This window comes from Arthrobacter parietis, from assembly GCF_039530425.1.
GTDB lineage: Bacteria > Actinomycetota > Actinomycetes > Actinomycetales > Micrococcaceae > Arthrobacter_D > Arthrobacter_D parietis.
The window spans coordinates 498,762-521,950 of the sequence record NZ_BAAAON010000001.1 but is presented as its reverse complement, the minus strand read 5'-3'; the positions used below and the strand labels follow the sequence as shown (position 1 = coordinate 521,950).

Here is a 23,189-nt window from a genome sequence, read left to right as displayed (position 1 = left end):
GCTGGGTAGTGCCGCCGGGTCAGGCGCCGGACAACTCGGCGATCCGCGCCATCGCCAGCTGCGCATAGAGCGCGGTGCCGTCAGCCAGGATGCTGTCATCGAAGGCCGCGTAGGGAGAGTGATTGAAGGCGGTACCCGCCGGGTCCACACCGGGTTGAACCGCGGACAGGAAAACGAAGCTTCCGGGCACGGCGGCGAGCACCCGGGAGAAATCCTCGGAGCCGCTGAGCGGGTTCACCATCTGCGTGTACCGTTCGTCGCCGAAGAGGTCGCGGACGTGCTTCTCGATGTTCGAGGTCTCGCCGGCGTCCGTCACGGTCAGCGGGTACTCCGTTTCATACTCGACGGTCGCGTGAAGCCCGTGCGCCTCGGCAATGCCGTTCACCAGCCGGGGGATGGCGGTGCGCATCAGCTCCCGGTTCTGCTCGGAGAACGTCCGGATCGTCGCTTCGATGCGCGCGGATTCGGGGATGACGTTGCGCTTGGTTCCGGCGTGCAGCAGGCCAACGGTCAGTACCGCGGGGTCGAACATGTCGAACTGGCGGGTGATCATCGTCTGGAGGCTGGTCACGATCTCCGCCGCAACGGTGACCGGATCCTTCGCGCGGTGGGGCGCTGACCCATGACCGCCGGCGCCGTGGACGGTCACATACAGCCCATCCGATGCTGACATCAACGTTCCAGGCCTGCTGGCAAAGAGGCCGTTGGGCAGCAGTGAGGACACCACATGGATGCCATACGCAGCATCGGGCCGCCGCCCGGCTGCCTCAAGCACACCCTCGCGGATCATCACCCCTGCACCGTCGAAACCCTCTTCGCCCGGCTGGAACATCAGGACGACGTCGCCGGCCAGTTGGTCACGTCGGTCGGCAAGGATCCGCGCGGCTCCGGCGAGCATTGCGGTATGCAGATCATGCCCGCAAGCATGCATCGCGCCATCGATACGCGACGCGTAGGGCGCACCGGTCTGCTCCTGGACCGGAAGCGCGTCCATGTCACCGCGCAGCAATACCACCGGCTTCCGGGAGGCCGACGACGGCGCCGTTCCGCGCAGGACAGCAGTCACCGACGTCGTATCCCTGCCCATGCTTACCTCGTAGGGCAGTCCATCGAGCGCTTCCAGCACCTTTTCCTGCGTCCGCGGGAGGTGCAGTCCGATCTCCGGCTCCTGATGCAGCCGATGGCGTAGCTCCGTCACTTCCCCGGACAAATCTGCAGCATGTGAGCGAATAGCGGCGGCGGTGGACATGGTTCCTCCTGCGTAGATGACGAGGTGTGTCGGTGAGCAGGCATGGTGGGCTTGCTCACACAGACCCCATCCTCACGAACCGTCGTCGGGACCGCAACCTCACCACTGATAGACTGGTTCCACTTGCTTGCGGCATCCGGAGCTTGTTCCTGGAGATTTCCGGGTTCCTTCAGCCGCAGCCTGCGTCGATGAACGCATTCTTTTGTCCCGCGCTATCTCCCAAGATCGTGAGAGCGGTTGACACTGTCTGACTTTCCTTCGGCGGACTCTGGGCACCAACCGGTGCGCAGGGAAGATGAGAAGAAAGTTCGTGTACTTTACATGACTACCTTTGCTGCGCTTGGCGTGCCCACAGCGCTGGTCCGTTCCCTCACCGAGCAGGGAATCACCGAACCATTCCCCATTCAGGTCAAGACGCTCCCCGACACCCTCGCGGGCCGGGACGTCCTTGGCCGCGGCCGCACCGGCTCGGGCAAAACCCTGGCCTTCGCGTTGCCCATGGTGTCACGCCTGGCCGAGCGCGAGGCGGCCTACCGCCGCAAGCCCGGACGCCCCCTGGCGCTGATCCTTGCTCCCACCCGTGAACTCGCCACCCAGATCAACGCCACCGTTGAGCCACTCGCCAGTGAGCTCGGCCTGAACACCACCGTCATTTACGGCGGCGTATCGCAGGCGCGTCAGGAGAAGGCGCTGCGTGCCGGCGTCGACATTGTCATTGCCTGCCCAGGCCGGCTTGAAGACCTGATGCGCCAGAAGCTGGTCACACTCGAGTCGGTCGAAATCACCGTGCTTGACGAAGCCGACCACATGGCTGACCTCGGCTTCCTGCCCGTCGTGAAGCGGATCCTCGACACCACGCCCACCGAGGGTCAGCGCATGTTGTTCTCGGCCACGCTGGACAACGGTGTGGACAAGATCGTGCAGCGCTACCTGTCGAACCCGCTGACCCACTCCGTGGACACCACGCAGGCTTCGGTCACCACTATGGAGCATCATGTGCTGCTGATCGGGGATCAGACCCAGAAGAAGCAGCTCATTGTGCAGCTGGCCTCCGGTACCGGCAAGCGCGTACTGTTCATGCGCACCAAGCACCACGCCCGCAAGCTTGCCAAGACCCTGACCGACGCCGGCATCCCCGCTGTCGATCTGCACGGCAACCTGTCCCAGAATGCGCGTGACCGCAACCTGGCCGAGTTCTCCACCGGAGATGTGCGGGTTCTCGTTGCCACCGACGTCGCAGCGCGCGGCGTCCACGTGGATGACGTCGAGCTCGTGGTCCACGTTGACCCGCCCACAGAGCACAAGGCTTACCTGCACCGTTCCGGCCGCACGGCCCGCGCCGGTTCCGACGGCACCGTTGTGACCATCACCCTTCCCGAGCAAAAGGGTGAGGTGCAGAAGCTCATGAAGGCCGCCGGTGTGAACGTGGGGTTCGAGAACGTTTCCGCCACGTCCCCGCTGGTGGGCAAGCTCATCGGCGATGTTGCAGAGAAAGTCGACCCACGCACCCGCGCCGCCCTGCTGGCCCAGCGGGAGACCCCGCGCGGTGGCGGCTCCTCGACCGGAGCAAACGCCGAGCGCAAGCGAAACCGGCGTGCAGCCCCAACAGCAGGCGGACGCGGCGGCCGCGGTGGACGCGGCCGCGTGGCAGCGGACGCACAGGGCAACCGAGCAGAAGGCAACCGCGCAGAGCGCCGCAAGGACCAGCCGCAGGCAGCACGTTTCGGTACCGACGGCGAGCGTCGTCGTACCGGTGAGGGTGCAGCAGCCGGCGGCAACCGCACCCGCCGCCCGCGTCCGGCGCGTTCGGGTGACGTCGCCGCTCACAGCGCCACCGGCGGTACCCGTGGTTCGCAGGGCAAGGCGCAGGCCGGTTCCGGGCAGCGCAGTCACGCGCCGTCGTCGGCTGGACGTCCGGCGGGCTCGCGTGGAGCCGGCTCACGCAGGGCGAGCGCACCGGCGTCGAATGAGCGCCGCGGCCGCTAGGTAGCATCCTTGAAACGCCCCTGCCCACCGAGTTGACGAACAACTCGGTGGGCAGAGGCGTTTTTGCGTCGATCAGAACAGTGGCTACCAGGAACGATCGGCAAGGAGATCGTTCCGACATCGGGCAGCCGGTACCTGCAGCGGTTGCGGTAGCGGCCCGGCTACTGACCGGCCCCGCGAAGGAATTCCTCCATCAGCGGGCCGCCGGAGATGGAGCCGCGTTCACCCTCCTCAACGAAAACGGCAACCGCAAGATCCCCCTGCAGAGCTACCACCCAGGCATGCGTCCGGGGCGGATCTTCCGTGCCGAATTCGGCCGTGCCGGTCTTGGCGAGGACCGGCTCGCCCGGGATATCCGCGAGCAGTTGCGCACCACCCACCGTGACGACGGCGCCCATCATCTCCCGAAGTGCTGCCGCCTCGTCGGCCGTCAGGCTACTTGGCGTTGGAGCCGGCTGTGTCTGGGCTTCTGCTGTTTGTTCAGTTGAGGGCTCAGCAGAAGCCAACGACGACGGCGCCTCCTCCGGCGCTGCGGTCCCTGCCAGGAGCGTGGGTGCCACCCGTTCTCCGGCGCCGACCGAGGCGGCCATGATGGCCAGGGACAGTGGGGAGACCAGGACCTCGCCCTGCCCGATCATGGATGCTGCATGAGCAGTGCCGTCCGCCTCCGTCGGAACCGAGCCGAAGAAAGCGGGGGTTCCAATGGGAACGTCGATTCCAATGCCCAGGTCCGCGGCAGCCGAGGCCAGCGCTTCCTGGGAAACGACGTCGCGCTGTGAGATGAAGCCAGTGTTGCAGGATTGCGCAACGGCCTGCAGGAGCGGAATTTTCCCGGTGAACTGCGCGGGATACCCCGGCACGTTGTTGAACGCGCGCCCCTCGACCACCAGCTCCTCGGGGCAGCTGGTGGGGGTCTGCGGGGTGAAGCCGTTCTTGAGCAGGGCAAGTGATGTGGCCACCTTGAAGGTAGATCCGGGCGGATACTGGCCAAGCAGTGCGGTCTGCAAACCCTCGCTGCCGGGGCCGTTCGCGACCGTCAGGATTTCTCCAGTTGACGGCCGGATAGCCACAATCGAGGATGCCGAGGGTTCTTCTGCGAGCACGTTCTCTGCCAGTGTCTGCAGCGCCGGATCAAGTGTGAGTTCCAGCGGCTCTCCGGGAACCGGCGCCTTCTCGAAGAGGACTTCGCTGGTGCGTGCTTCTCCCTCCCCGGTCACGGCTTCGATGACCATCCCGGGGGTGCCGCCGAGCTGCTCGTCATACTGCAACTGAAGACCCGATAAGCCCGCAACATCACCCGGTTCGAGGCGACCAGCAGACTGCTCCACCAGCTCAGCCGTCACCGGCCCAACGGACCCCAGCAGCTCCCGGGCAAAGGTGCGGGTGGGGGCAAGGGACATGGTGTCCGGGATGCCGGATGCTCCCGGGATAGCGTCAATCTCTTCGTCCGAGACGGGGCGGTCCTCGTTGTCACGCAGGACGATCGCCTCGACGAAGGCCTGCTCGCCGGCACTCAGCACCTGTTCTGTGTAGGCGGCAGGATCGATGCCGACTAGTTCGGCCAGCGCGGCGGACGACGATTCAAGCCCGGAAGCATCGATCCGCGTCTTGTCGATGCCCACCCTGATGACCGGGCGGTCTGTCACCAGAACCTCGCCACCGGCGCCGAGGACTTCCGCGCGTTCGGCCGGTGTGCGGGAGACCGCAAGCGAAGCTTCGGCACTGAGGCCGTCAACGGCGACGGAGGGATCCCAGCCCGCCTGCCATTGGTCATCAACCAGCGTCAGCTCGGCGATGGTGGTGTAGGTCCAATCCTTGTCGCTGTCATCAAGATCCCACACATGATTCAGCTGGGCCGTTGCGGTGTCTTCTCCCGTCGATTCCACGCCCGCAACGGAAACCTTCGGTGAAACCGCGTCAAGGGCAGCGGTGATTTCTTCGAGCTGCGCTGTGGCATCCTCACCGGAGACGGCGGCAAAAGCAACGCTGCTCAGGTCCCCGCTGGCCAAGCCCTCGGCGAGGCGTGTGGCTGCATCCTCGGCCGTAGGACCATCCTGTGAGCAGGAGGTCAGCGTCAACGCCAACGCGGCAACGGTCAGGACGGACGTGATGTTGGTTTTCCCCATGGGTTCATTATTGCCTAGGTGCTTCCCGGATGATCCCGCTTGTCCACATACGCCGCGCAGGCCTGTCGGGCGGCCTGTCAGCGGAATACCATCGAGGGCATGACCCTCATCCGAACTGAACTGGCAACCGGCCTCACCGTGAGCGCCCAGGGATTCGGCGGCATGGCGCTCACCGATGTCTACGGCGGGCTCGATCAGGAACAGGCACTGAAAACGCTCCACCATGCTGTCGACACCGGCGTGACGTTCATCGACACGGCTGACGTGTACGGTGCGGGCAGCAACGAAGAACTCGTTGGCCGGCTGCTTGCGGCGCGGCGGGACGAGGTGGAAGTTGCCACCAAGTTCGGAATCGAGGGGAGCCCGGCCTCAGGTTACACGGGCGTCCGCGGAGATGCTGCCTATGTGCAAAGCGCAGCAGAAGCCAGCCTGCGGCGGCTGGGAACGGACGTCATCGACCTCTATTACATGCACCGGCGTGATACTTCCGTACCGATCGAAGAGACAGTCAACGCGATGGCGGAACTGGTTGCAGCGGGAAAGGTGCGCCACCTGGGACTGTCAGAGGTGACTGCGGATGAGCTGTCGGCCGCCCATGCCGTGCACCCGATCGCCGCCGTACAGAGCGAATGGTCCATTTGGAGCCGGGACGTCGAACGTCAGGTTGTGCCCGCAGCTGTACGGCTCGGGGTTGGGTTTGTGCCTTATTCGCCGCTCGGTAGGGGGTTCCTCACCGGGACGGTCCAGGCTCGGTCACTCTCTGCCGGCGACTTCCGGCATCGCGTGCCGAGGTTCAGCGCGGACGCGATGGATGCCAATGCCGCCGTGGTGGAAGCCGTCCAAGCGGTGGCCGTCAATGCCGGAGCCACGCCCGCGCAGGTGGCCCTTGCCTGGCTCGGGGCGCAGGGCTCCAAGTTTGGGCTTCCGGTAGTTCCGATTCCCGGCACCCGCAAACCGGAGCGCATCGACGAGAACGCAGGCGCGCTTTCGGTGACGCTTTCCGACGCGGATCTGGATGTGCTGGATGCGGCTGCGGACCTCGTGGTGGGCGAGCGCAGTGCCAACCCCGGCTGGGTGTCGAAGGGCAGGGAGGCCTGAGGCGGCTCTGTGCATCGGCAGCGGTTCGCCTGAAGTGAAAACGCCCTCCGAACACTGCGGCGTGAAGTTGAGCGTAGTACACTCAACTTAGTAGTTTGCGCTAATGCAGGAGGGCCAGCATGGACACCAAGTTCACCACCAAGAGCCAGGAAGCACTGTCTGCTTCCGCTATGAATGCCTCCACCGCAGGAAACCCCCAGGTGGAGCCCGCACACGTACTCAAGGCGTTGATGGATCAGCGGGACGGTGTGGCTGTCGCGCTGCTCTCGGCTGCCGGTGTGGGTGCTGACAGTGTCAGCGTCAAGGCGAGCGCCGCGATCAAGGCGATGCCGTCGTCGTCGGGTTCATCCGTTGCCCAGGCACAGTTTTCACAGCCCATGCTGAGGGTCATCACCGCTGCGCAGCAGGAGGCGGAATCGCTGGGGGACTCCTTCGTCTCCACCGAACACCTCCTCCTCGGGATCGCCGCTGACTCCGGGCCTGCAGGCCGGATTCTGCGCGAGGAAGGAGCCTCCCGTGATGCGCTGATAGCGGCACTCCCGGGCGTGCGTGGGGACCGGCGCGTCACCAGCCCTGATCCTGAGAACACCTTCCAGGCGCTTGAGAAGTTCGGTGTGGACCTGACGGAGATCGCGCGCTCGGGCAAGCTGGACCCGGTCATTGGGCGTGATACCGAGATTCGCCGCGTGGTGCAGGTGCTCTCTCGCCGTACCAAGAACAATCCCGTGCTGATCGGTGAGCCGGGGGTCGGCAAGACGGCCGTCGTGGAAGGCCTGGCGCAGCGCATGGTCGCGGGGGACGTTCCTGAGTCACTGAGGGGCAAGACGCTCATCAGCCTCGATCTGGGTTCGATGATCGCCGGTGCCAAGTACCGCGGGGAGTTCGAGGAACGCCTCAAGGCGGTCCTTGAGGAGATCAAAGCCTCGAACGGACAGGTGGTCACCTTCATCGATGAGCTGCATACCGTTGTCGGAGCGGGTGCGTCGGAAGGGTCCATGGACGCCGGCAACATGCTCAAGCCCATGCTCGCCCGCGGCGAGCTGCGCCTGATCGGCGCCACCACCCTGGACGAGTACCGGGAGAACATCGAGAAAGACGCGGCGCTCGAACGCCGGTTCCAGCAGGTCTACGTCGGTGAGCCAAGCGTTCAGGACACCGTGGGCATCCTGCGCGGACTCAAGGAACGCTATGAAGCCCACCACAAGGTGTCCATTGCGGACTCGGCGCTGGTTGCGGCCGCAACACTGTCCAACCGGTACATCAGCGGACGCCAGCTACCGGACAAGGCCATCGACCTGGTGGATGAAGCGGCGTCCCGGCTGCGGATGGAGATCGATTCCGCACCGGAGGAAATCGACCAGCTGCGCCGCGCCGTCGACCGCCTCACCATGGAGGAACTTGCACTCGAGGGTGAGTCTGATGAAGCCTCCGTTGAGCGTCTGGAGGCTCTCCGCGCGGACATGGCGGACCGCAAGGAGCAGCTCGCTGCGCTGAACGCCCGCTGGGAGGCGGAAAAGGCCGGGCTGAACCGCATCGGCGATCTCAAGGCGAAGCTGGATGAACTGCGCTCACAGCAGGAACGCACCCAGCGCGAGGGTGATTTCGAGACTGCCTCCCGCATTCTCTACGGCGAGATACCGCAGGTCCAGCGGGAACTTGATGCCGCGCAGGCCGAGGAGGAGCGGTCCGCGGATTCGCCGGAGCTGATGGTCGCGGAGGAGGTCACGGCGTCGGACATTGCGGAGGTGATCTCTGCGTGGACCGGTATTCCGGCGGGCCGCATGCTGCAGGGTGAAAGCCACAAGCTGCTCCACATGGAGGAAAACCTTGGTGAGCGCCTGATCGGCCAGAAGAAGGCCGTTGCGTCGGTTTCCGATGCAGTGCGTCGCGCCCGTGCCGGGATCTCGGACCCGGACCGGCCCACCGGATCTTTCCTCTTCCTCGGGCCTACCGGTGTAGGTAAAACTGAACTCGCCAAGGCCCTCGCGGACTTCCTGTTCGACGATGAGCGTGCAATGATCCGCATCGACATGTCCGAGTACTCGGAGAAGCATGCGGTTGCGCGGCTGGTCGGCGCGCCTCCCGGGTACGTGGGGTATGAGGAGGGCGGGCAGCTCACCGAAGCGGTCCGGCGCAGGCCCTACAGCGTGGTGCTGCTCGACGAGGTGGAAAAAGCTCATCCCGAGGCGTTTGACATCCTCCTTCAAGTGCTCGACGACGGCCGGCTCACCGATGGTCAGGGCCGCACGGTGGACTTCCGCAACGTGATCCTGGTGATGACATCCAACCTGGGTTCCCAGTTCCTGGTGGACCCCACCGTGGATGAGTCCGTGCGCCGGGATGCGGTCATGTCGGTGGTGAACTCAAGCTTCAAGCCGGAGTTCCTCAACCGGCTCGATGACATCATCATGTTCGACGCCCTCAGCATTGAGGAGCTCTCGCAGATTGTGGATCTGCAGGTGGCTGCGCTCGCGGCCCGGCTTCAGGACCGCCGGCTCACACTCGATGTCACCGACGCCGCGCGGGAATGGCTGGCACTCACCGGGTTTGACCCCGCGTACGGTGCCCGGCCGCTTCGCCGCCTGGTGCAGCGTGAGATCGGCGACCGCCTCGCGCGGGGATTGTTGTCAGGAGAAATCAGCGACGGCGACAAGGTACGGGTTGACCGAGCAGCGGACGGGGCAGCAGGGCTGAGCGTCGGCAGCGTTACGGTTTAGAACTGGCAGATCCCCGTGCCGGCGGCGCCGGTACGGGGATCCAGGCACTTCTTTCGGTCACCCGGCCAGCAGGGTGTCTGTGATGACGTTGCCTTCATCGGAGACTACGAAGCAGTCGATGCGCCGGTCGCCGTCCGCCCAGGTACCCGACGTCGGGGTGACCTGAGTCAGTGTGAGGCCCGCGTACTCTGCGGCCGCGTTCTCATCAATCGCCACCGAGTTGCACAGATCGTCTCCGCTGGCATTCAGTGCAGCTTCCCCGGGGAACTCCGAGTCCTCGGGGAAGGAGGTGGTGGCCAATAGCTGGGCATTGTGCGGCGTGGTGCACGTAACGGTGGTGACGTCAGCGCTGAGGTCAGTGGAATCGAAGCCGAGGATACAGTCTCCGGCGACGAGTTCGAGGGGCGAGATGCCTTCCGCGATGATGCCGTCCGCACCCGGAGTGGTGCTGGCAGAGGACGCGGCATCGGAAGTGTCCGCACCCAGCGCATTGACGATGCTCGCGATCGCGAAGATCAACAGGGCGAGCACCACCAGTCCTGCAACACCCAGAATGATCAGCTTTTTCCGGCTTCCGCCGCGGGAAGAGCGGCCGGCGGAACGGGCTCGGATGCGCGTAGGGGCAGGGTCATCTCCTCCCGCCGGTGGAAGGCCATAGGGCCCGCCCACAGGCGGAACAGGGCTCCCGGGAGCCTGCGGTTGCCCGCTCGCGAATGGTTGGGCCCACGGCGCTTCGGGAGCGGCCGAATCTGAGGATGCGCTGGTTGCTTCCGGTTCTTCAGTTCCGGGTTCAGCGGCGACTTCAGTCTCGGTTCCAGCTCCGGTTCCAGTTCCGGTGGGGTCGGTTGGTTGCGGGTCCCCGGCGGCGGTTGTAACCTCGTCGGCCTTCACGGCGGCGGCGGACGCATCAGCTTGGCCGGCGTCGAACAACGCGTCCCAGCGGGCCTCATCGCTGCCCGGGCCTGTCCAGGCCGGCTCGGTGCCTGATGCCGCGAAACTCGTCAATCCGCCTGGCGGGGCGTCTCCTGCTGCGCCGCCGGCAGGCGCAGTGCCCGCCGGCGCGGCAGCCTCAGCCGGGTCCTCGGTGGGACGGGGGCCGGCTACCAGTGTGCCGACGTCCTCTGCTTCTTTCGCTACCTGCGCGGCCTCTGCAGCCGCATCATCCAAGGAGGCGGCTTCGGCTGCGTCCCCGCTGATTTCCGCCGCTCCAAGGGACGGTTCAATGAGCCGGACATCCTCGGCCGAGGTGTTGAGGGTAGGTTCCACCGCATCCCCGGAGACATCCGGATCCGCAAGGTGAACGTCCTCGGCCTTGAGGATCTCGGGCTCCGGAACGGAAGCGTCTGCCGATGCCGATTTGTCATCCTCCGGCGTGTCCGGCTGATCGCTCATAGTGAACTGCCCCCTCATGCGCCTGCCGGAACGGCGGGCTGGCTATGGTCATGATTACCCCACGACTTTAGCTAACAATGGGCTTTTCCCGCATGGAGGCAGACCTTCGTTGGGTCTCCGGCTCCATCCGGCGGTGGGGCCCGCACGTTCGGCCCGAGAAACCATGTAACCTATACATACGACACATTAACCGGATACTCCGGGGCCTCGCTACGCCGTTATTTTGTTGGCCATGGCGACCACCTCCGGATCGACGCAAAAAGGGGGTCACGCCATGGGGCGCGGCCGTCAGAAGGCGAAAGCCACCAAGCAGGCACGGGACATGAAGTATTTCAGCCCGTCCACGGACTACTCGGCGCTGCAACGCGAGCTCAAGGCAACCGGTAGTCGTGCCTCCCGCCATGATGATCCGGTTGAGCCGGATTATTCGGCGTATGAGGATAAATACGCGGAGCAGTTTGATGATGAAGAGGATGACGGCGGCACCCGCCGCATCGGATAACCTCCTCTTCTGAGCAGAACGCTCGCATAAGACGTTGAGAACCAGCGGCCAGGACGATCACGTCAGGCCGCTGGTTCTTGTTGTGCCCGGGAATTGTGATGCGGCTCGGTAGCCGCCGCCCTGGGACAGTTTCGGGGCCCCCGCCCGGAACAGCGCCGAGCGGGGCTCCCGAAGAAGATCAGGCGTAGGAACCGACCAGCCGCACGGAGCCGCCATCCACACCCTTTGCACCCTGCACATAATCAGGTCCGTCGGTGCTCTCATGGGAAGCGCGTGCCACCTGGCCCATGACCCACGCGGGAACGCCGCGATCGTTCAACCGTGCAACAGCGCTGTCGGCTCCTGCGGCGGAAACGACCGCCACCATTCCGACACCAAGGTTCAGCGTGCGCTCCAGATCCGGCAGCGGTACGCTCCCCAGCTCGGACACAAGGCTGAAAACCGGCGGAAGCGACCAGGTGGAGCGATCCACGGTTGCTTCAAGTCCACGCGGCAGAACGCGCGCGAGATTGGCGGCAAGACCTCCGCCGGTGACATGGCTGAAACCGTGGACGGCGCCGTCGGAATCGAGCGGGAAATGCCGGGCGAGGTCCAGGCAGTCGGCCGCGTAGACGCGGGTTGGCTCGAGGAGTTCCTCACCGAGCGTGCGCCCGAGTTCCGAGACCTGCCGGTCCAGTGCCCAGCCGGCCTGGTTGATGACCCGGCGGACCAGCGAATAGCCGTTGGAGTGCAGGCCGGAGGACGCCATGCCGATGATGACATCGCCCTCGCGCACCCGGTCAGGGCCAAGCAGTGCGTCCGCTTCCACGACGCCGGTGGCGGCGCCCGCGACGTCATATTCATGCTCACCCAGGAGGCCGGGATGCTCGGCGGTCTCGCCGCCCACGAGGGCCGTTCCCGCGACGGAACAAGCGGAGGCGATTCCGCGCACAATAGCTGCGATGCGGTCAGGGACCACCTTGCCGCAGGCGATGTAGTCGGTCATGTAGAGGGGCTCCGCCCCAACCACCACGATGTCATCCACAACCATTCCCACCAGGTCGAATCCGATGGTGTCGTGGATATCCATGGCCTGCGCGATGGCAACCTTGGTTCCCACGCCGTCAGTTGAGGTGGCGAGCAGCGGCTTGCGGTACGTCAGCAGCTTCGAGACATCGTAGAGACCCGCGAAACCGCCGACGCCGCCGACAACATTGGCTGTGTGGGTGGCCTTGATGGCGTCCTTCATGAGCTCCACCGCCCGATCGCCGGCTTCGACGTCTACTCCGGCGCTTGCATAGGTGATGGGGTCAGGTGAGCTCATACCCGCTCTTTCTTGTCTGCTTCGGTCAGGAGGGTCTCAAGTTCGCTGCCCGGCCCGGGATCGCAGCCGGTGGCGCCCGGCTTTTCGGCCGGATCAGCCCGCTCAAGGAGGTTTTTGCCGCGGCGGTCTTCCTCGGGAAGCTTGATCGGGTAGTCCCCGGTGAAGCACGCCGTGCAGAGCCGCTCCCGCGGCTGCTTGGTGGCTTCGATCATGCCGTCCTCGGAAATGTAGGCCAGGCTGTCTGCGCCGATCGACGCGGCGATCTCATCCACTGCCGCGCCGTTGGCGATCAGCTCTGCGCGTGAGGCAAAGTCGATGCCGTAGAAGCAAGGCCAGCGCACCGGCGGGGAGGAGATCTTGATGTGGACTTCGGCGGCGCCGGCCTCGCGCAGCATCCGCACCACGGCCCGCTGGGTGTTGCCGCGGACGATGGAGTCATCAACCACGATGATCCGCTTCCCCTTGATGACGGACTCCAGCGCGTTGAGCTTCAGCCGGATGCCCAGTTGGCGGAGCGTCTGGCTGGGCTGGATGAAGGTGCGCCCCACGTACGCGTTCTTCACGAATCCGTGGGCAAACGGAATCCCGGACTGCTCAGCGAAACCAACGGCGGCAGGTGTGCCGGATTCCGGAACCGGAATGACGACGTCGGCCTCCGCCTTGTTCTCCCGGGCCAGCTGCCGGCCCATTTCGACGCGCGAATCATAGACCGAGCGGCCGGCAATCGAGGCGTCGGGCCGGGCAAGGTAGACGTACTCGAAAACGCAACCGGCCGGCGTGGTCGGTGCAAAGCGGCGGGAACGGACGCCCCCCTCGTCGATCGCGATGAACTCGCCGGGCTCGATCTCACGGATGATGCTGGCGCCCACGGTGGCGAGCGCAGCCTGCTCCGAGGCAACAACCCAGCCGCGCTCCAGCCGGCCAAGCACCAGCGGACGGACACCGTGGGGATCGCGTGCGGCGTACAGGGTGCCCTCATCCATGAACACGAAGCAGAACGCGCCCTCAATGGTGGGCAGGAGGTCCATGGCGGTGTCTTCGAGGGAGCGGCCGTCATCCCCGGCCAGCAGGGTGGTGACCAGGGCTGTATCCGAGGTGTTGCCCTGCGCCATCTCTCCGGAGCGCGGCTTCCCATGGCGGTTGAGGACGGTCTGGTAGAGATCGGCCGAGTTGGTGAGGTTGCCGTTATGAGCCAGGGCAACGGTGCCTACGGCGGTGGCGCCGAGGGTGGGCTGCGCGTTGGCCCAGTTGGAGGACCCGGTGGTGGAGTAGCGGCAGTGGCCCACCGCAATGTGGCCGGTGAGGGTGTTCAGCGTGGCCTCGTCGAAGACCTGGGACACCAGGCCCATGTCTTTGTAGACGTTGATCCGGGTGCCGTCACTGGTGGCGATGCCCGCTGACTCCTGGCCGCGGTGCTGCAGCGCATACAACCCGTAGTAGGTCAGTTTGGCGACTTCCTCGCCGGGGGCCCAGACTCCGAAGACGCCGCAGGCATCCTGGGGGCCTTTTTCGCCGGGAAGTAGATCATGGGAAAGCTGTCCGTCACCGCGCACCATTACGCCATTCTCTCACGGCGTAATGAGGCTGGATTGCCGGGCTATTCGTCGTCGGTGCGCTCCGCCGTCGCCTGCTTCATGCGGCGTACGCTGATCCGGTCGAGCAGCAGTGCTAGGAGACCACCGATCAGCACTCCGGGAATCGCGAAAACCACAGTGAAGAAGCCCAGGACGGACTCGCGGGTCAGCGTGGGGTCAGCCGGGCCGGTGTAGGCCACGATCAGCGCGGCGATGAATCCGATCAACGCACCGAGGCCCATGAACGGACCGAATTTCGGCGCCCGTCGAATGGTGACCTGCCGGCGCTCTGGAGGCTGCTGCGAACTCATGGTTCAAGGCTACCGGGATCAGGTCTCCCGCTTGACCAGCTGGTACCCGGCCTCATCGAAGACCAAGGTGTAATTTTCGCCCGGATAGGTCTCCTCAGCGTGCTGTTCCGCGCTGGCCGGGCGGGTGGGCCCCCAGCTCCAGTCCTCGGCGTCGACCACCAGGTAGTCAGGCGCCGGGTTCTCATTGCCGATCCAATACACCTCGGTCTCCGGCACCAGGTACGGCATCAGCAACACGCCGGACTCAACCGCTGCGCCGGATGGAATCTCGTCCATCATCCGGTGCGCCGCATCCCAGCGCGGCGACTGCTGAAACGTCTCCGGCTTCGCAAGCGCAGCCAGCGGCTGCCCGGGCAACAGCATGAGCGCCACCACACTGACCACCGGCACGACGGCGGCGCTATAGGAGCGCAGCCAGCCGCGCCTGCTCTCGCGGGCGCGAAGAATCGCATGAATGAGCGCGGCGAACAGGATGGGCATGAGAACGGCGTTGTAGTGCCAGTCCGGCCCCCAGTAGGACTCATTCCCCGCAGCAAAGCGCCATATCAGGGTGGGAAGCAGCACTGCGGCCAACGGCGAGAGGAGGAACAGGAACCCGCCGGCGAGGCACAGCAGCCACAGGGTCTCGTATTTCTCCACGACCGTCATCATGGTGATTACGGTGCCCACGGGGTTGGCCAGGAGCGCGTTCACGTCGATGCGATCGGAGTAGTCGTACGTGCCGCCGGTGTTCAGTGCCGGCAGAATGACCTTCACTGACAGGACCACCCACGCGAGCCCCCAGACTGCCAGCCCCAGGCCGGCCTGGTAGCGGCGTCGGAAGCGCCAGGCCAGCACCAGGCCGAACGCGAAGACGGTCAGCCCCATGTCCTCCTTCACGAACACCAGCAGTGCGCCCGCGACGACGGCCGTGCGCAGCCGGCCCTCGATATACGCCTCCAACGCCAGCGCCAGCAGGGGCAGCGCCAGCGCCACCTCATGAAACTGCACAGCGACGGCGGCCTGGATGCCCCAGGACAGGCCGTAGGCGGCTCCAAGGAAGAGCCCCGGGACGCGCCCAACATGATGCACGGCCAGGCGGGTGAGAATCAGGACCGACCAGCCCACCAGCAGGTTCTGGAAGACCAGCAGGGTCAATCCGGACGGGAAGAGCGCATACACGGGTCCCAGGATGACGAGCAGGGGGTGGAAATGGTCGCCGAGGAGATTGAACCCGTGACCTTTGATCGGCACGATGGGCGCGTCGAACCCCGCATAGGCCTTGGCCAGCTGGGTGAAGATGCCGAGGTCCCAGGACGGGGTGTCGAACCGGTTCCACTGAGTGACCGAGAAGATCGTGTACAGGGCAGTGACAACACCGGCAACCACCCAGGCTTCCGCCGGTTGCCGGCGAAGGGCAGCGAGCGCGCCACACCATCCCCGGACCACGAGGTTCGGTTGCGTGGCATGGTGGCGCTCGAGGATCATGCCGGGCCTGTCGCAGGCCCGGGCGGTTCCTGCGGAAACAGTGGCAGAAGCGCGGAGAGGTCCGCCCGCTGACCGGATGCCGCGACTGCGCCGGAGGTGAGGGCTTCGGCCCAGGTCAGGGTCCCCAGGACGAGAGCGAGCCAGATGTCAGCGTCGGTCTCAATGACGTTGGGCGGGGTTCCGCGGGTATGGCGGGGACCTTCGACGCACTGCGTCACGCCCAGTGGCGGGACGCGCACTTCCACGCTGTTGCCGGGTGCGCGGAAGGCGAGCTCCTCCAGGGAGTAGCGAACCGCCGTCGTACGTTCTGTGCGGTCGGTGCTGCCGGCGGCCACCGCGCGGACTGCAGCGTTGCCGTCCGCGGGTGGGATACGCCGTCGTGCCATGGTTAGTCCAGCAGCGCCATGACCGGAGCGGCGAGGCGCAGTTGGCCGACGGGCTCGCCGCCGCCCAGCACGGGCTGCACAACCTTCTCCAGTACCGGTGCTACAGCCTCCGCCTCGAGGGCACCTGAGGCGGCCAAAAGAGTGAGCCCTACCAGTGTGGTCGCCCGGATATTGCCGTCCAGGATCTTGAGCGCCATGGACACGCCGGTGGGCGTAGCCATGACGAGGACGCCCTCGGCTCCGTTCTTCGCCAGGATCCCGAGGTCTTCCATCACTACCGAATTCTCGCGTCCGTGGCCGTGGACCGCCCACGGATAATCCAGCATGGCGGTTGCGATGGTGGCCGCGCGCGCATCGGCGTTCTTGTCACTGGGGGCCTTGGCGATCTTGCCGATTCCCCGCGCGAGACCGGTGAGTGAAACGGCGCCGAGCGGAGCGCCGCAGCCGTCCACTGCCCAGTGCTCCACTTTCTCTTCGGTGTATTCCTCGATGATGTCGGCGATGCGCTGCTGCAGCGGGTGGCCGCGGTCCAGGTAGGTCTTGTGGTCCCACGAGTTTTCGGTGCAGGCCCAGAGAAAGGCGGCGTGCTTGCCGGAGCAGTTGAAGGCTACCCGCTGGCGGCCCTTGTCGCTGCGGATGAGCGAGTGTCGGGCTTCCTCGTCCTGCGGCCAGTCAGCCGGGCACTGCAGGTCCTCCTCGGTGACTCCGGCGGCGCTCAGCATGGATTTCACGACGTCCATGTGCTCGAAACTGCCGACATGGCTGGCAGCTGCCAACGCAACCTGGGCTCCGCGGAGCGGGACGCCGGCCTGCATGGCAGCCAGTGCCTGGAACGGCTTCAGGGTGGAGCGGGGGAAGATCGGCGCGTTGACGTCACCGAGTTCCGTGACGGTGGAGCCGTCCGCTGCGAGGACCACGGCTGAGCCGATGTGGCGGGACTCAATGAAGCCGTTGCGCTCCAGGACCGCGAGGTCAACCGCGCTGGAGGAGGTAAAGGTGGAGGGCATGGTTCCAGTATTACGCATCGTCGAGGCGGATGTAGCTTGTGCCCACCGGAGGGAACGGGTCATCCGATGGGCACAAGGATAGGGGGCTGTCCTACTCCGCTGAGAACTGGACCGTGTGCCAGCCCGATGCGCCGTCCGGAACGGTATCGGCGCGCTCTTCGGTCTGGACGCCGTCGGGATCGTAAGCCCGTGAGCGGATGCGGTGGGAACCGGGCTCGAGCTGCACTTCGTGGGTCCACTGCCGCCAGGTGTCCACGGTGTATTCGGCGGCGAGGGTCGCTTCCTCCCAGGGGCCGTCGTCAATCTGGACCTCCACCGTGTCGATCCCGCGGTTCTGCGCCCAGGCAGTGCCGCCCACCCGGAAGGTGCCGGCAGCCACGTTGCCGAACGGCCGCGGAACCTCAATACGCGACTGCGTCTTGATGGGGCCCTTCTCAGCCCAGCCGCGGTCCGTCCAGTAAGCCGTGGCGTCCGCGAAACGGGTCACTTCAAGGTCAATCACCCATTTGGTGGCGGACACGTACCCATACAACCCGGGGACCACCATGCGCACCGGATAGCCGTGCTCGAGGGGCAGCGGCTCGTCATTCATGGCTACTGCGAGGATGGCGTCCCGCTCATCCTGCAGGATGGGCAGGGGAGTGGAGGCGCTGAAGCCGTCGGTGCTGGTGGACAGGACCATGTCAGCGCCCTCGGTGGGGCGGGCGCGTGCAAGCAGCTCGCGGATCGGGTAGCCGAGCCACTTGGCGTTGCCGATCAACTCCCCGCCTACCGGGTTGGAGACGCAGGTCAGCGTGATGTGCCGTTCGATCAGCTCCGAATCCAGCAGGTCCTGGAAGTTGATGCGGATCTCCTCCTCCACCATGCCGTGGACGCGCAGCTCCCAAGTGTCCACGTCGATGGTGGGAACCTGCAGGGCTGTGTCAATCCGGTAGAACTCCGGATTGGGCGTCAGCCACGGCTCAACACCGTCAAGGTCTACATCAACACCGGCTGGGACCGGCATCGCGGGGCTGACGGGTGCCGGGAAGCTCAGGCGTTCACGGGCAACATTGACGGTGTTGCGGATTCCACTGACGACGGCGCCTCCCGCTGCAGTAGCGGCGGCGACGACGGCGGTAACCCCCGCTGCTGCGAAGAACCCGCGCCTGCTGACGGAAGTCCTGGCGTTTGTACTGGCACCCACCGGGCGGGAACCGCCGGCGTTGAAGGCGCCGTCGTCGTCGTTGGTTGTGGTCTGTGTCTGTGGCTGCGCCGCATGCAGCTTCCGGATCATCCAGCGCAGCGCTGCCAGCCCGGCCAGGGTGCCGATCACCGAAGGGATCGCGTCACTTACGGATGCACCGGCACGGGAGACGACGGCGGCAACCATGACGGCGCCCATGAAGACGACACCCGCCACACCCAGGATCCAGCGCCGCCAGGCCAGGTAGCCGAGGATCGCGGCGAGGATGATGATGGTGACGGCCATGCCGACGAAGAGCGCGAGCTTGTCGTTGGTACCGAAGGTGTCGATCGCGAAGTCCTTCAGCCAGGCCGGCGTGAAGTCGATGAACGTGGAGCCCAGTGCAATCAGCGGTGCCGACCGCGTGGAGAAGAACGCGCCGATCAGCTCGGCCACACCGAGGACCAGCCCGGCCGCGAGTATGCCCGCGAGCATGGCTAGGGTCGAGGCGGAGCGGCTGGACGTGCGAACGGCTTTCATACTGGGTGTTCGGAGAGACAGGCCCGGTGTATTGGTATTCCGGACGTGCCGGCTGACTTCACAGTTTCTGCGGCCAGTAGTTGGGTGGGGGAGGACCCAGTACCCTGAACTACTGTGAAGGTTCTCGTTATTGGCCCTGGAGGCCGCGAACACGCCCTTGTCCGAGCGCTCCTCGCCGATCCATTCGTGGGCGAGGTACATGCCGCTCCCGGTAACGCCGGAATGGCCCAGGATGTCCCCGTGCACAACATCGATGCCAATGACCCGGTTGCCGTGACGGGACTTGCCTCGCGCCTGGGGTCGGACCTGGTGGTTGTGGGCCCCGAGGCTCCGTTGGCTGCCGGTGTGTCGGACGCGCTGATTGAAGCAGGCATCCCCGTTTTCGGACCCACGAAGGCTGCGGCGCAGCTCGAGGCCTCGAAGGCCTTCGCCAAGCAGGTCATGGCGGCTGCCGGTGTTCCTACCGCGATGGCGAAGGTCGCGTCAACTGCAGCCGAAGCCGAAGCCGCGCTGGATTCCTTCGGTGCCCCGTATGTGGTCAAGGATGACGGCCTCGCTGCGGGCAAGGGCGTAGTGGTCACTTCGGACCGGGCAGCCGCCCTTGAGCACGCCCAGGTGTGTTTTGGCGCAGGCGGCTCGGTGGTGATTGAGGAATACCTTGACGGCCCCGAGGTGTCCCTGTTTGTCCTCTCGGACGGCACCAGCGTGGTGCCCCTTGCCCCGGCACAGGACTTCAAGCGCATCTTCGACAATGACGAAGGACCGAATACCGGCGGCATGGGTGCCTACTCACCGCTTGAATGGGTGCCGTCCGGTCTGGTGGATGAGGTGATCGAGCGCGTTGCGCTGCCCACCATCGAGGAGATGGCACGCCGCGGCACACCGTTCACGGGGGTCCTGTACTGCGGGCTCGCGCTCACGTCGCGCGGGCTGCGCGTGATCGAGTTCAACGCCCGCTTCGGGGATCCCGAGACACAGGCTGTGCTGGCCCGGCTCAAGACGCCTTTGGGTGGCGTCCTGCTCGCTGCCGCAAAGGGGGAACTGGACACGGTCGACAATCTGAACTGGTCTTCGCAGGCCGCAGTCGCCGTGGTCCTCGCGTCAGCAAACTACCCCGATTCACCGCGCACCGGCGATCAAATCCGTGGTCTCGCGGACGCGGCTGCCCTGGATGGCGTTTCCGTGCTGCACGCTGGCACCGCGCTGGACGCGAACGGCTCGGTGGTGTCAGCCGGTGGGCGGGTGCTTGCCGTCGTCGGACTGGGCAAGGATCTTGAGGAAGCGCGCAACAAAGCGTACGACGGCGTGAGCCGCCTTGACCTCGAAGGCGGCCAGTACCGCACTGATATTGCTGCGAAGGCCGCGCGGGGCGAGGTTGTGGTGTCACAGCCGGCTTCAGTGACTGGTTCAGCGGCGGGTTCACAGACGGGCGGGGTATAGGCATGGCACAGGAACTTACGGGTTGGCGGCACATCTACTCCGGGAAGGTCCGGGACCTGTATGAACCCGTGACGGGCGAGGATGACCGCGTGCTGGTGGTCGCCAGTGACCGGATCAGCGCCTACGACTTTGTGTTGTCTTCCGAGATCCCGGACAAGGGACGCGTGCTGACCCAGCTGAGCCTGTGGTGGTTCGAGCAGCTGGCCGGCATCCCCAACCATGTCCTCTCCACCGACGTTCCCGCCGAGGTTGACGGCCGGGCCATGATCTGTCAGCGGTTGGACATGTACCCCGTGGAGTGCATAGCGCGTGGATACCTGACCGGTTCCGGGCTCCTCGAGTACAACGAGTCGCGGACCGTGTGTGAGCTGCCGCTGCCGGAAGGCCTGGTGGACGGCTCCCGTTTGGACGAGCCGCTGTTCACCCCATCCGCCAAGGCTGAGGTGGGCGAGCACGACGAGAACATCACCTATGACGCCGTCGTCATGATGCTGGGGGATGATCTCGCCGCGAAGCTGCGCTCGCTGACGCTCGATATCTACTCCCGTGCGGAGTCGATTGCACTGGATCGCGGCATCATCCTTGCGGACACCAAGGTGGAGTTCGGAATGTCCCGCTCTGGAGCTGTGACCCTCGGCGACGAGGTGCTGACGCCGGATTCGTCGCGTTTCTGGGACGCGGCCCTGTATTCGCCGGGTAAGGCCCAGGCCTCCTTCGACAAGCAGTTTGTCCGCGACTGGCTCACATCCGACGACGCCGGTTGGGACCGTGTGTCAGAACCGCCTGCACTGCCCGCCGAGGTTATCGCGAAGACACGCGCCCGGTACATCGAAGCCTACGAGCGGCTGACCGGCCGGACGTTCGTCTGACCTCGCTTCGTGTGACGCTTCACCGCGTCTGACGCAGAAACGAAAAGGTGCCCGCAGTGTGAACTGCGGACACCTTTTCTTCAGTGGTCGGGGTGACAGGATTTGAACCTGCGGCCTCGTCGTCCCGAACGACGCGCGCTACCAAGCTGCGCCACACCCCGATTGAGCTGTTCCGAGAAGCCCCGAAAGCAACCTCTCAAGGATAACGGACAACGGCGTCCCTGACGAACTAGCGGTCCGTGGGCAGCAGCTCGCTGACCAGCGCTAGACGAGCGAGTCCTGCCAGGCTGCGTGCAGGGTGGCGAAACGGCCGTTGCCGCTGATCAGGTCAGCGGGTGTGCCGTCCTCGACAATCGCGCCATCATGCACCACCAGCACGCGGTCCGCGATCTCCACCGTGGAGAGCCGGTGCGCAATAATCAGCGCGGTCCGGTTACCGAGCAGCTTCTGCAGGCCCTGCTGGACCAGCCGTTCGCTGGGGATGTCCAGCGAGGACGTTGCCTCGTCCAGGATCAGGACCGCCGGGTCCGCGAGGAACGCCCTGGCAAAGCTGATGAGCTGCCGTTGCCCCGAGGAGACCCGGCCGCCGCGCTTGTTCACATCGGTGTCGTAGCCCTCGGGCAGCGACGTGATGAACTCATGTGCTCCTACAGCCCTGGCGGCCTGCTCGATCTCTTCGCGGCTCGCCTCCGGCTTGCCCAGGGCGATGTTGTCAGCCACGCTCCCACTGAACAGGAACGCCTCCTGCGTCACCATGACGACGGCGCGGCGCAGGTCCTGCGGGGACAGTTGCCTCAGGTCCACCCCGTCGAGGGTGATGCTGCCTGCGGAGACGTCGTAGAACCGGGCGATAACCTTGGCGAGAGTGGACTTACCGGCGCCCGTCTGGCCAACGAGGGCAATCGTCTGCCCGGCCGGGATCGTGAGGTCCATGCGCGGCAGGATGACGGGACCTTCCCCATAACGGAACTCAACGCCGTCGAACTCTATCCGGCCCTGCGCGTCCTTCAACGGCACGGGGTTCTTCGGCGGGCGCACCGTCGGTACTTCCTCCAGGAGCCCGGACACCTTCTCGAGAGCGGCGGCTGCTGACTGGAACGAGTTGTAGAACATCGCCATCTGGTCCACCGGCTGGAAGAACCGCTTGCTGTACAGCAGCAGGGCCAGCAGCGCGCCGACCTCGAGCGATCCGCCAAGCACCCGGAAGCCTCCGAACAGGAGCACCGCGGCCACCGTCACGTTGCCGATCAGGACCAGGCCCGGCTGGAAGACGCCGTTGAGGTTGATCGAGCGCACCGTCACCTTGCGGTAGTCCTCGGCGAGCTCGTCGTAGCGGTCTGCGTTGACCTTCTCGCGGCGGAACGCCTTGACCGCACGGATGCCGGTCATGGTCTCGATGAAGTGGACGATCAGCTTCGCCGACACCACCCGCGATGACCGGTAGGCGATCTGCGAGTGCTTCTGGTACCAGCGCGCCAGGAACGTCATGGGGATAGCCGCGACCAGAAGGAGCAATCCGGTGGGCCAGTCGAGCACGAAGATGGTGACAGCGGTGAAGATCATGTACATCAGGCCGGACGCCAGGGAACTGACGCCGGAGTCGAGCAGCTCGCGTAGCGCTTCCAGGTCCGAGGTCTGGCGGGAGATGATGCGCCCGGAGGTGTACTTCTCGTGGAACTCGAGGCTGAGCCGCTGGGTGTGCCGGAAGACGCGCAGGCGGAGATCCAGCAGCATTTCCTGGCTCAGCCGGGCTGCTGCGAGGACGTAGCCGGCTGTGAGGGTCGCTGCCAGTACGGCCGCGATGAGGTAGGTGATGCCCGCAGCCCAGAGCAGCGCGGACTCGCCCTGCAGCAGCGAGGGGAGAGCGTGGTCGATACCGAAGGCGATGATCGCCGGCCCGGCCACCCGTGCGATCTGGGAGAAGACCACGAGGAACGCGGTCCAGATGAATTGCCGGCGGTTGGGGCGGATCAGGGAGCCGAGCAGTTTGAAGGACCGTGTCCGCACCGATTTGTTCTGTGCCCGGTCCAGCATCACGTCGTCCTCGTTGGAGACTC

General features: G+C 65.5%; 17 protein-coding genes and 1 tRNA gene. 6 read left to right on the top strand and 12 right to left on the bottom strand.

All coding sequences use genetic code 11. The features are described 5' to 3' along the window. Positions 1-19: 19 nt before the first annotated feature. Positions 20-1,249: a M20 metallopeptidase family protein gene (locus ABFX19_RS02430; RefSeq protein WP_346027339.1), complete on the bottom strand. Its 1,230-nt coding sequence runs from the start codon at positions 1,247-1,249 to the stop codon at positions 20-22. 321 nt (positions 1,250-1,570) lie between these two features. Here ABFX19_RS02430 and ABFX19_RS02425 point away from each other — a divergent pair, with 321 nt between their 5' ends. Further along, positions 1,571-3,235 (top strand): DEAD/DEAH box helicase, encoded by a 1,665-nt coding sequence (locus tag ABFX19_RS02425; protein ID WP_346027338.1) that lies wholly within the window; start codon positions 1,571-1,573, stop codon positions 3,233-3,235. Between the two features lie 161 nt (positions 3,236-3,396). Here ABFX19_RS02425 and ABFX19_RS02420 read toward each other — a convergent pair whose 3' ends face one another. Then, complete coding sequence (locus ABFX19_RS02420) at positions 3,397-5,361, bottom strand: penicillin-binding transpeptidase domain-containing protein (RefSeq protein ID WP_346027337.1); 1,965 nt, start codon at positions 5,359-5,361, stop codon at positions 3,397-3,399. Positions 5,362-5,460: 99 nt separating this feature from the next. On the opposite strand from ABFX19_RS02420, the gene ABFX19_RS02415 reads away from it, so the two are divergent. Next, a complete protein-coding gene (locus tag ABFX19_RS02415) occupies positions 5,461-6,459 on the top strand; it encodes an aldo/keto reductase (RefSeq protein WP_346027336.1) in 999 nt (332 codons plus the stop codon). 119 nt (positions 6,460-6,578) lie between these two features. Next, positions 6,579-9,176 carry an ATP-dependent chaperone ClpB gene (clpB, locus tag ABFX19_RS02410; RefSeq protein WP_346027335.1) on the top strand — a complete coding sequence of 866 codons (2,598 nt, stop codon included), beginning with the start codon at positions 6,579-6,581 and terminating at the stop codon, positions 9,174-9,176. A 57-nt stretch (positions 9,177-9,233) separates the two neighbouring features. Here clpB and ABFX19_RS02405 read toward each other — a convergent pair whose 3' ends face one another. Further along, positions 9,234-10,568, bottom strand: coding sequence for a septum formation family protein (locus ABFX19_RS02405; protein WP_346027334.1), 1,335 nt, complete (start codon positions 10,566-10,568; stop codon positions 9,234-9,236). A gap of 274 nt (positions 10,569-10,842) precedes the next feature. Here ABFX19_RS02405 and ABFX19_RS02400 point away from each other — a divergent pair, with 274 nt between their 5' ends. Then, positions 10,843-11,070: a DUF3073 domain-containing protein gene (locus ABFX19_RS02400; RefSeq protein ID WP_056543382.1), complete on the top strand. Its 228-nt coding sequence runs from the start codon at positions 10,843-10,845 to the stop codon at positions 11,068-11,070. 178 nt (positions 11,071-11,248) lie between these two features. Here the strand turns inward: ABFX19_RS02400 and purM are convergent, their stop codons facing one another. From purM to ABFX19_RS02365, 7 genes are all read right to left on the bottom strand, one after another. After that, the gene (gene purM, locus ABFX19_RS02395) at positions 11,249-12,373 is read right to left on the bottom strand and encodes a phosphoribosylformylglycinamidine cyclo-ligase (protein WP_277357780.1); all 1,125 of its coding nucleotides are present in this window, start codon (positions 12,371-12,373) and stop codon (positions 11,249-11,251) included. Further along, positions 12,370-13,929: an amidophosphoribosyltransferase gene (gene purF, locus ABFX19_RS02390; protein ID WP_277357779.1), complete on the bottom strand. Its 1,560-nt coding sequence runs from the start codon at positions 13,927-13,929 to the stop codon at positions 12,370-12,372. Before purF ends, purM begins: the two co-directional genes overlap by 4 nt. Before the next feature lie 41 nt (positions 13,930-13,970). After that, complete coding sequence (locus ABFX19_RS02385; RefSeq protein ID WP_277357778.1) at positions 13,971-14,258, bottom strand: hypothetical protein; 288 nt, start codon at positions 14,256-14,258, stop codon at positions 13,971-13,973. 18 nt (positions 14,259-14,276) lie between these two features. Next, positions 14,277-15,725, bottom strand: a complete 1,449-nt coding sequence (locus tag ABFX19_RS02380; protein WP_346027333.1) for a DUF2079 domain-containing protein — start codon at positions 15,723-15,725, stop codon at positions 14,277-14,279. Further along, complete coding sequence (locus ABFX19_RS02375; RefSeq protein WP_277357776.1) at positions 15,722-16,111, bottom strand: sterol carrier family protein; 390 nt, start codon at positions 16,109-16,111, stop codon at positions 15,722-15,724. Before ABFX19_RS02375 ends, ABFX19_RS02380 begins: the two co-directional genes overlap by 4 nt. 2 nt (positions 16,112-16,113) lie before the next feature. Then, positions 16,114-17,118 carry an asparaginase gene (locus tag ABFX19_RS02370; RefSeq protein ID WP_346027332.1) on the bottom strand — a complete coding sequence of 335 codons (1,005 nt, stop codon included), beginning with the start codon at positions 17,116-17,118 and terminating at the stop codon, positions 16,114-16,116. Positions 17,119-17,209: 91 nt separating this feature from the next. Further along, on the bottom strand, positions 17,210-18,823 hold the full coding sequence (locus ABFX19_RS02365) for a molybdopterin-dependent oxidoreductase (RefSeq protein WP_346027331.1): 1,614 nt from the start codon (positions 18,821-18,823) through the stop codon (positions 17,210-17,212). Positions 18,824-18,937: 114 nt separating this feature from the next. Here ABFX19_RS02365 and purD point away from each other — a divergent pair, with 114 nt between their 5' ends. Then, the gene (gene purD, locus ABFX19_RS02360; RefSeq protein WP_346027330.1) at positions 18,938-20,263 is read left to right on the top strand and encodes a phosphoribosylamine--glycine ligase; all 1,326 of its coding nucleotides are present in this window, start codon (positions 18,938-18,940) and stop codon (positions 20,261-20,263) included. Positions 20,264-20,265: 2 nt separating this feature from the next. Beyond that, positions 20,266-21,132: a phosphoribosylaminoimidazolesuccinocarboxamide synthase gene (locus tag ABFX19_RS02355; RefSeq protein WP_346027329.1), complete on the top strand. Its 867-nt coding sequence runs from the start codon at positions 20,266-20,268 to the stop codon at positions 21,130-21,132. Positions 21,133-21,216: 84 nt separating this feature from the next. On the opposite strand, the gene ABFX19_RS02350 is transcribed toward ABFX19_RS02355, so the two are convergent. Continuing rightward, a tRNA-Pro gene (locus tag ABFX19_RS02350) sits at positions 21,217-21,293 on the bottom strand. Between the two features lie 103 nt (positions 21,294-21,396). Then, complete coding sequence (locus tag ABFX19_RS02345; protein WP_346028024.1) at positions 21,397-23,166, bottom strand: ABC transporter ATP-binding protein; 1,770 nt, start codon at positions 23,164-23,166, stop codon at positions 21,397-21,399. Between the last annotated feature and the right edge of the window lie 23 nt (positions 23,167-23,189).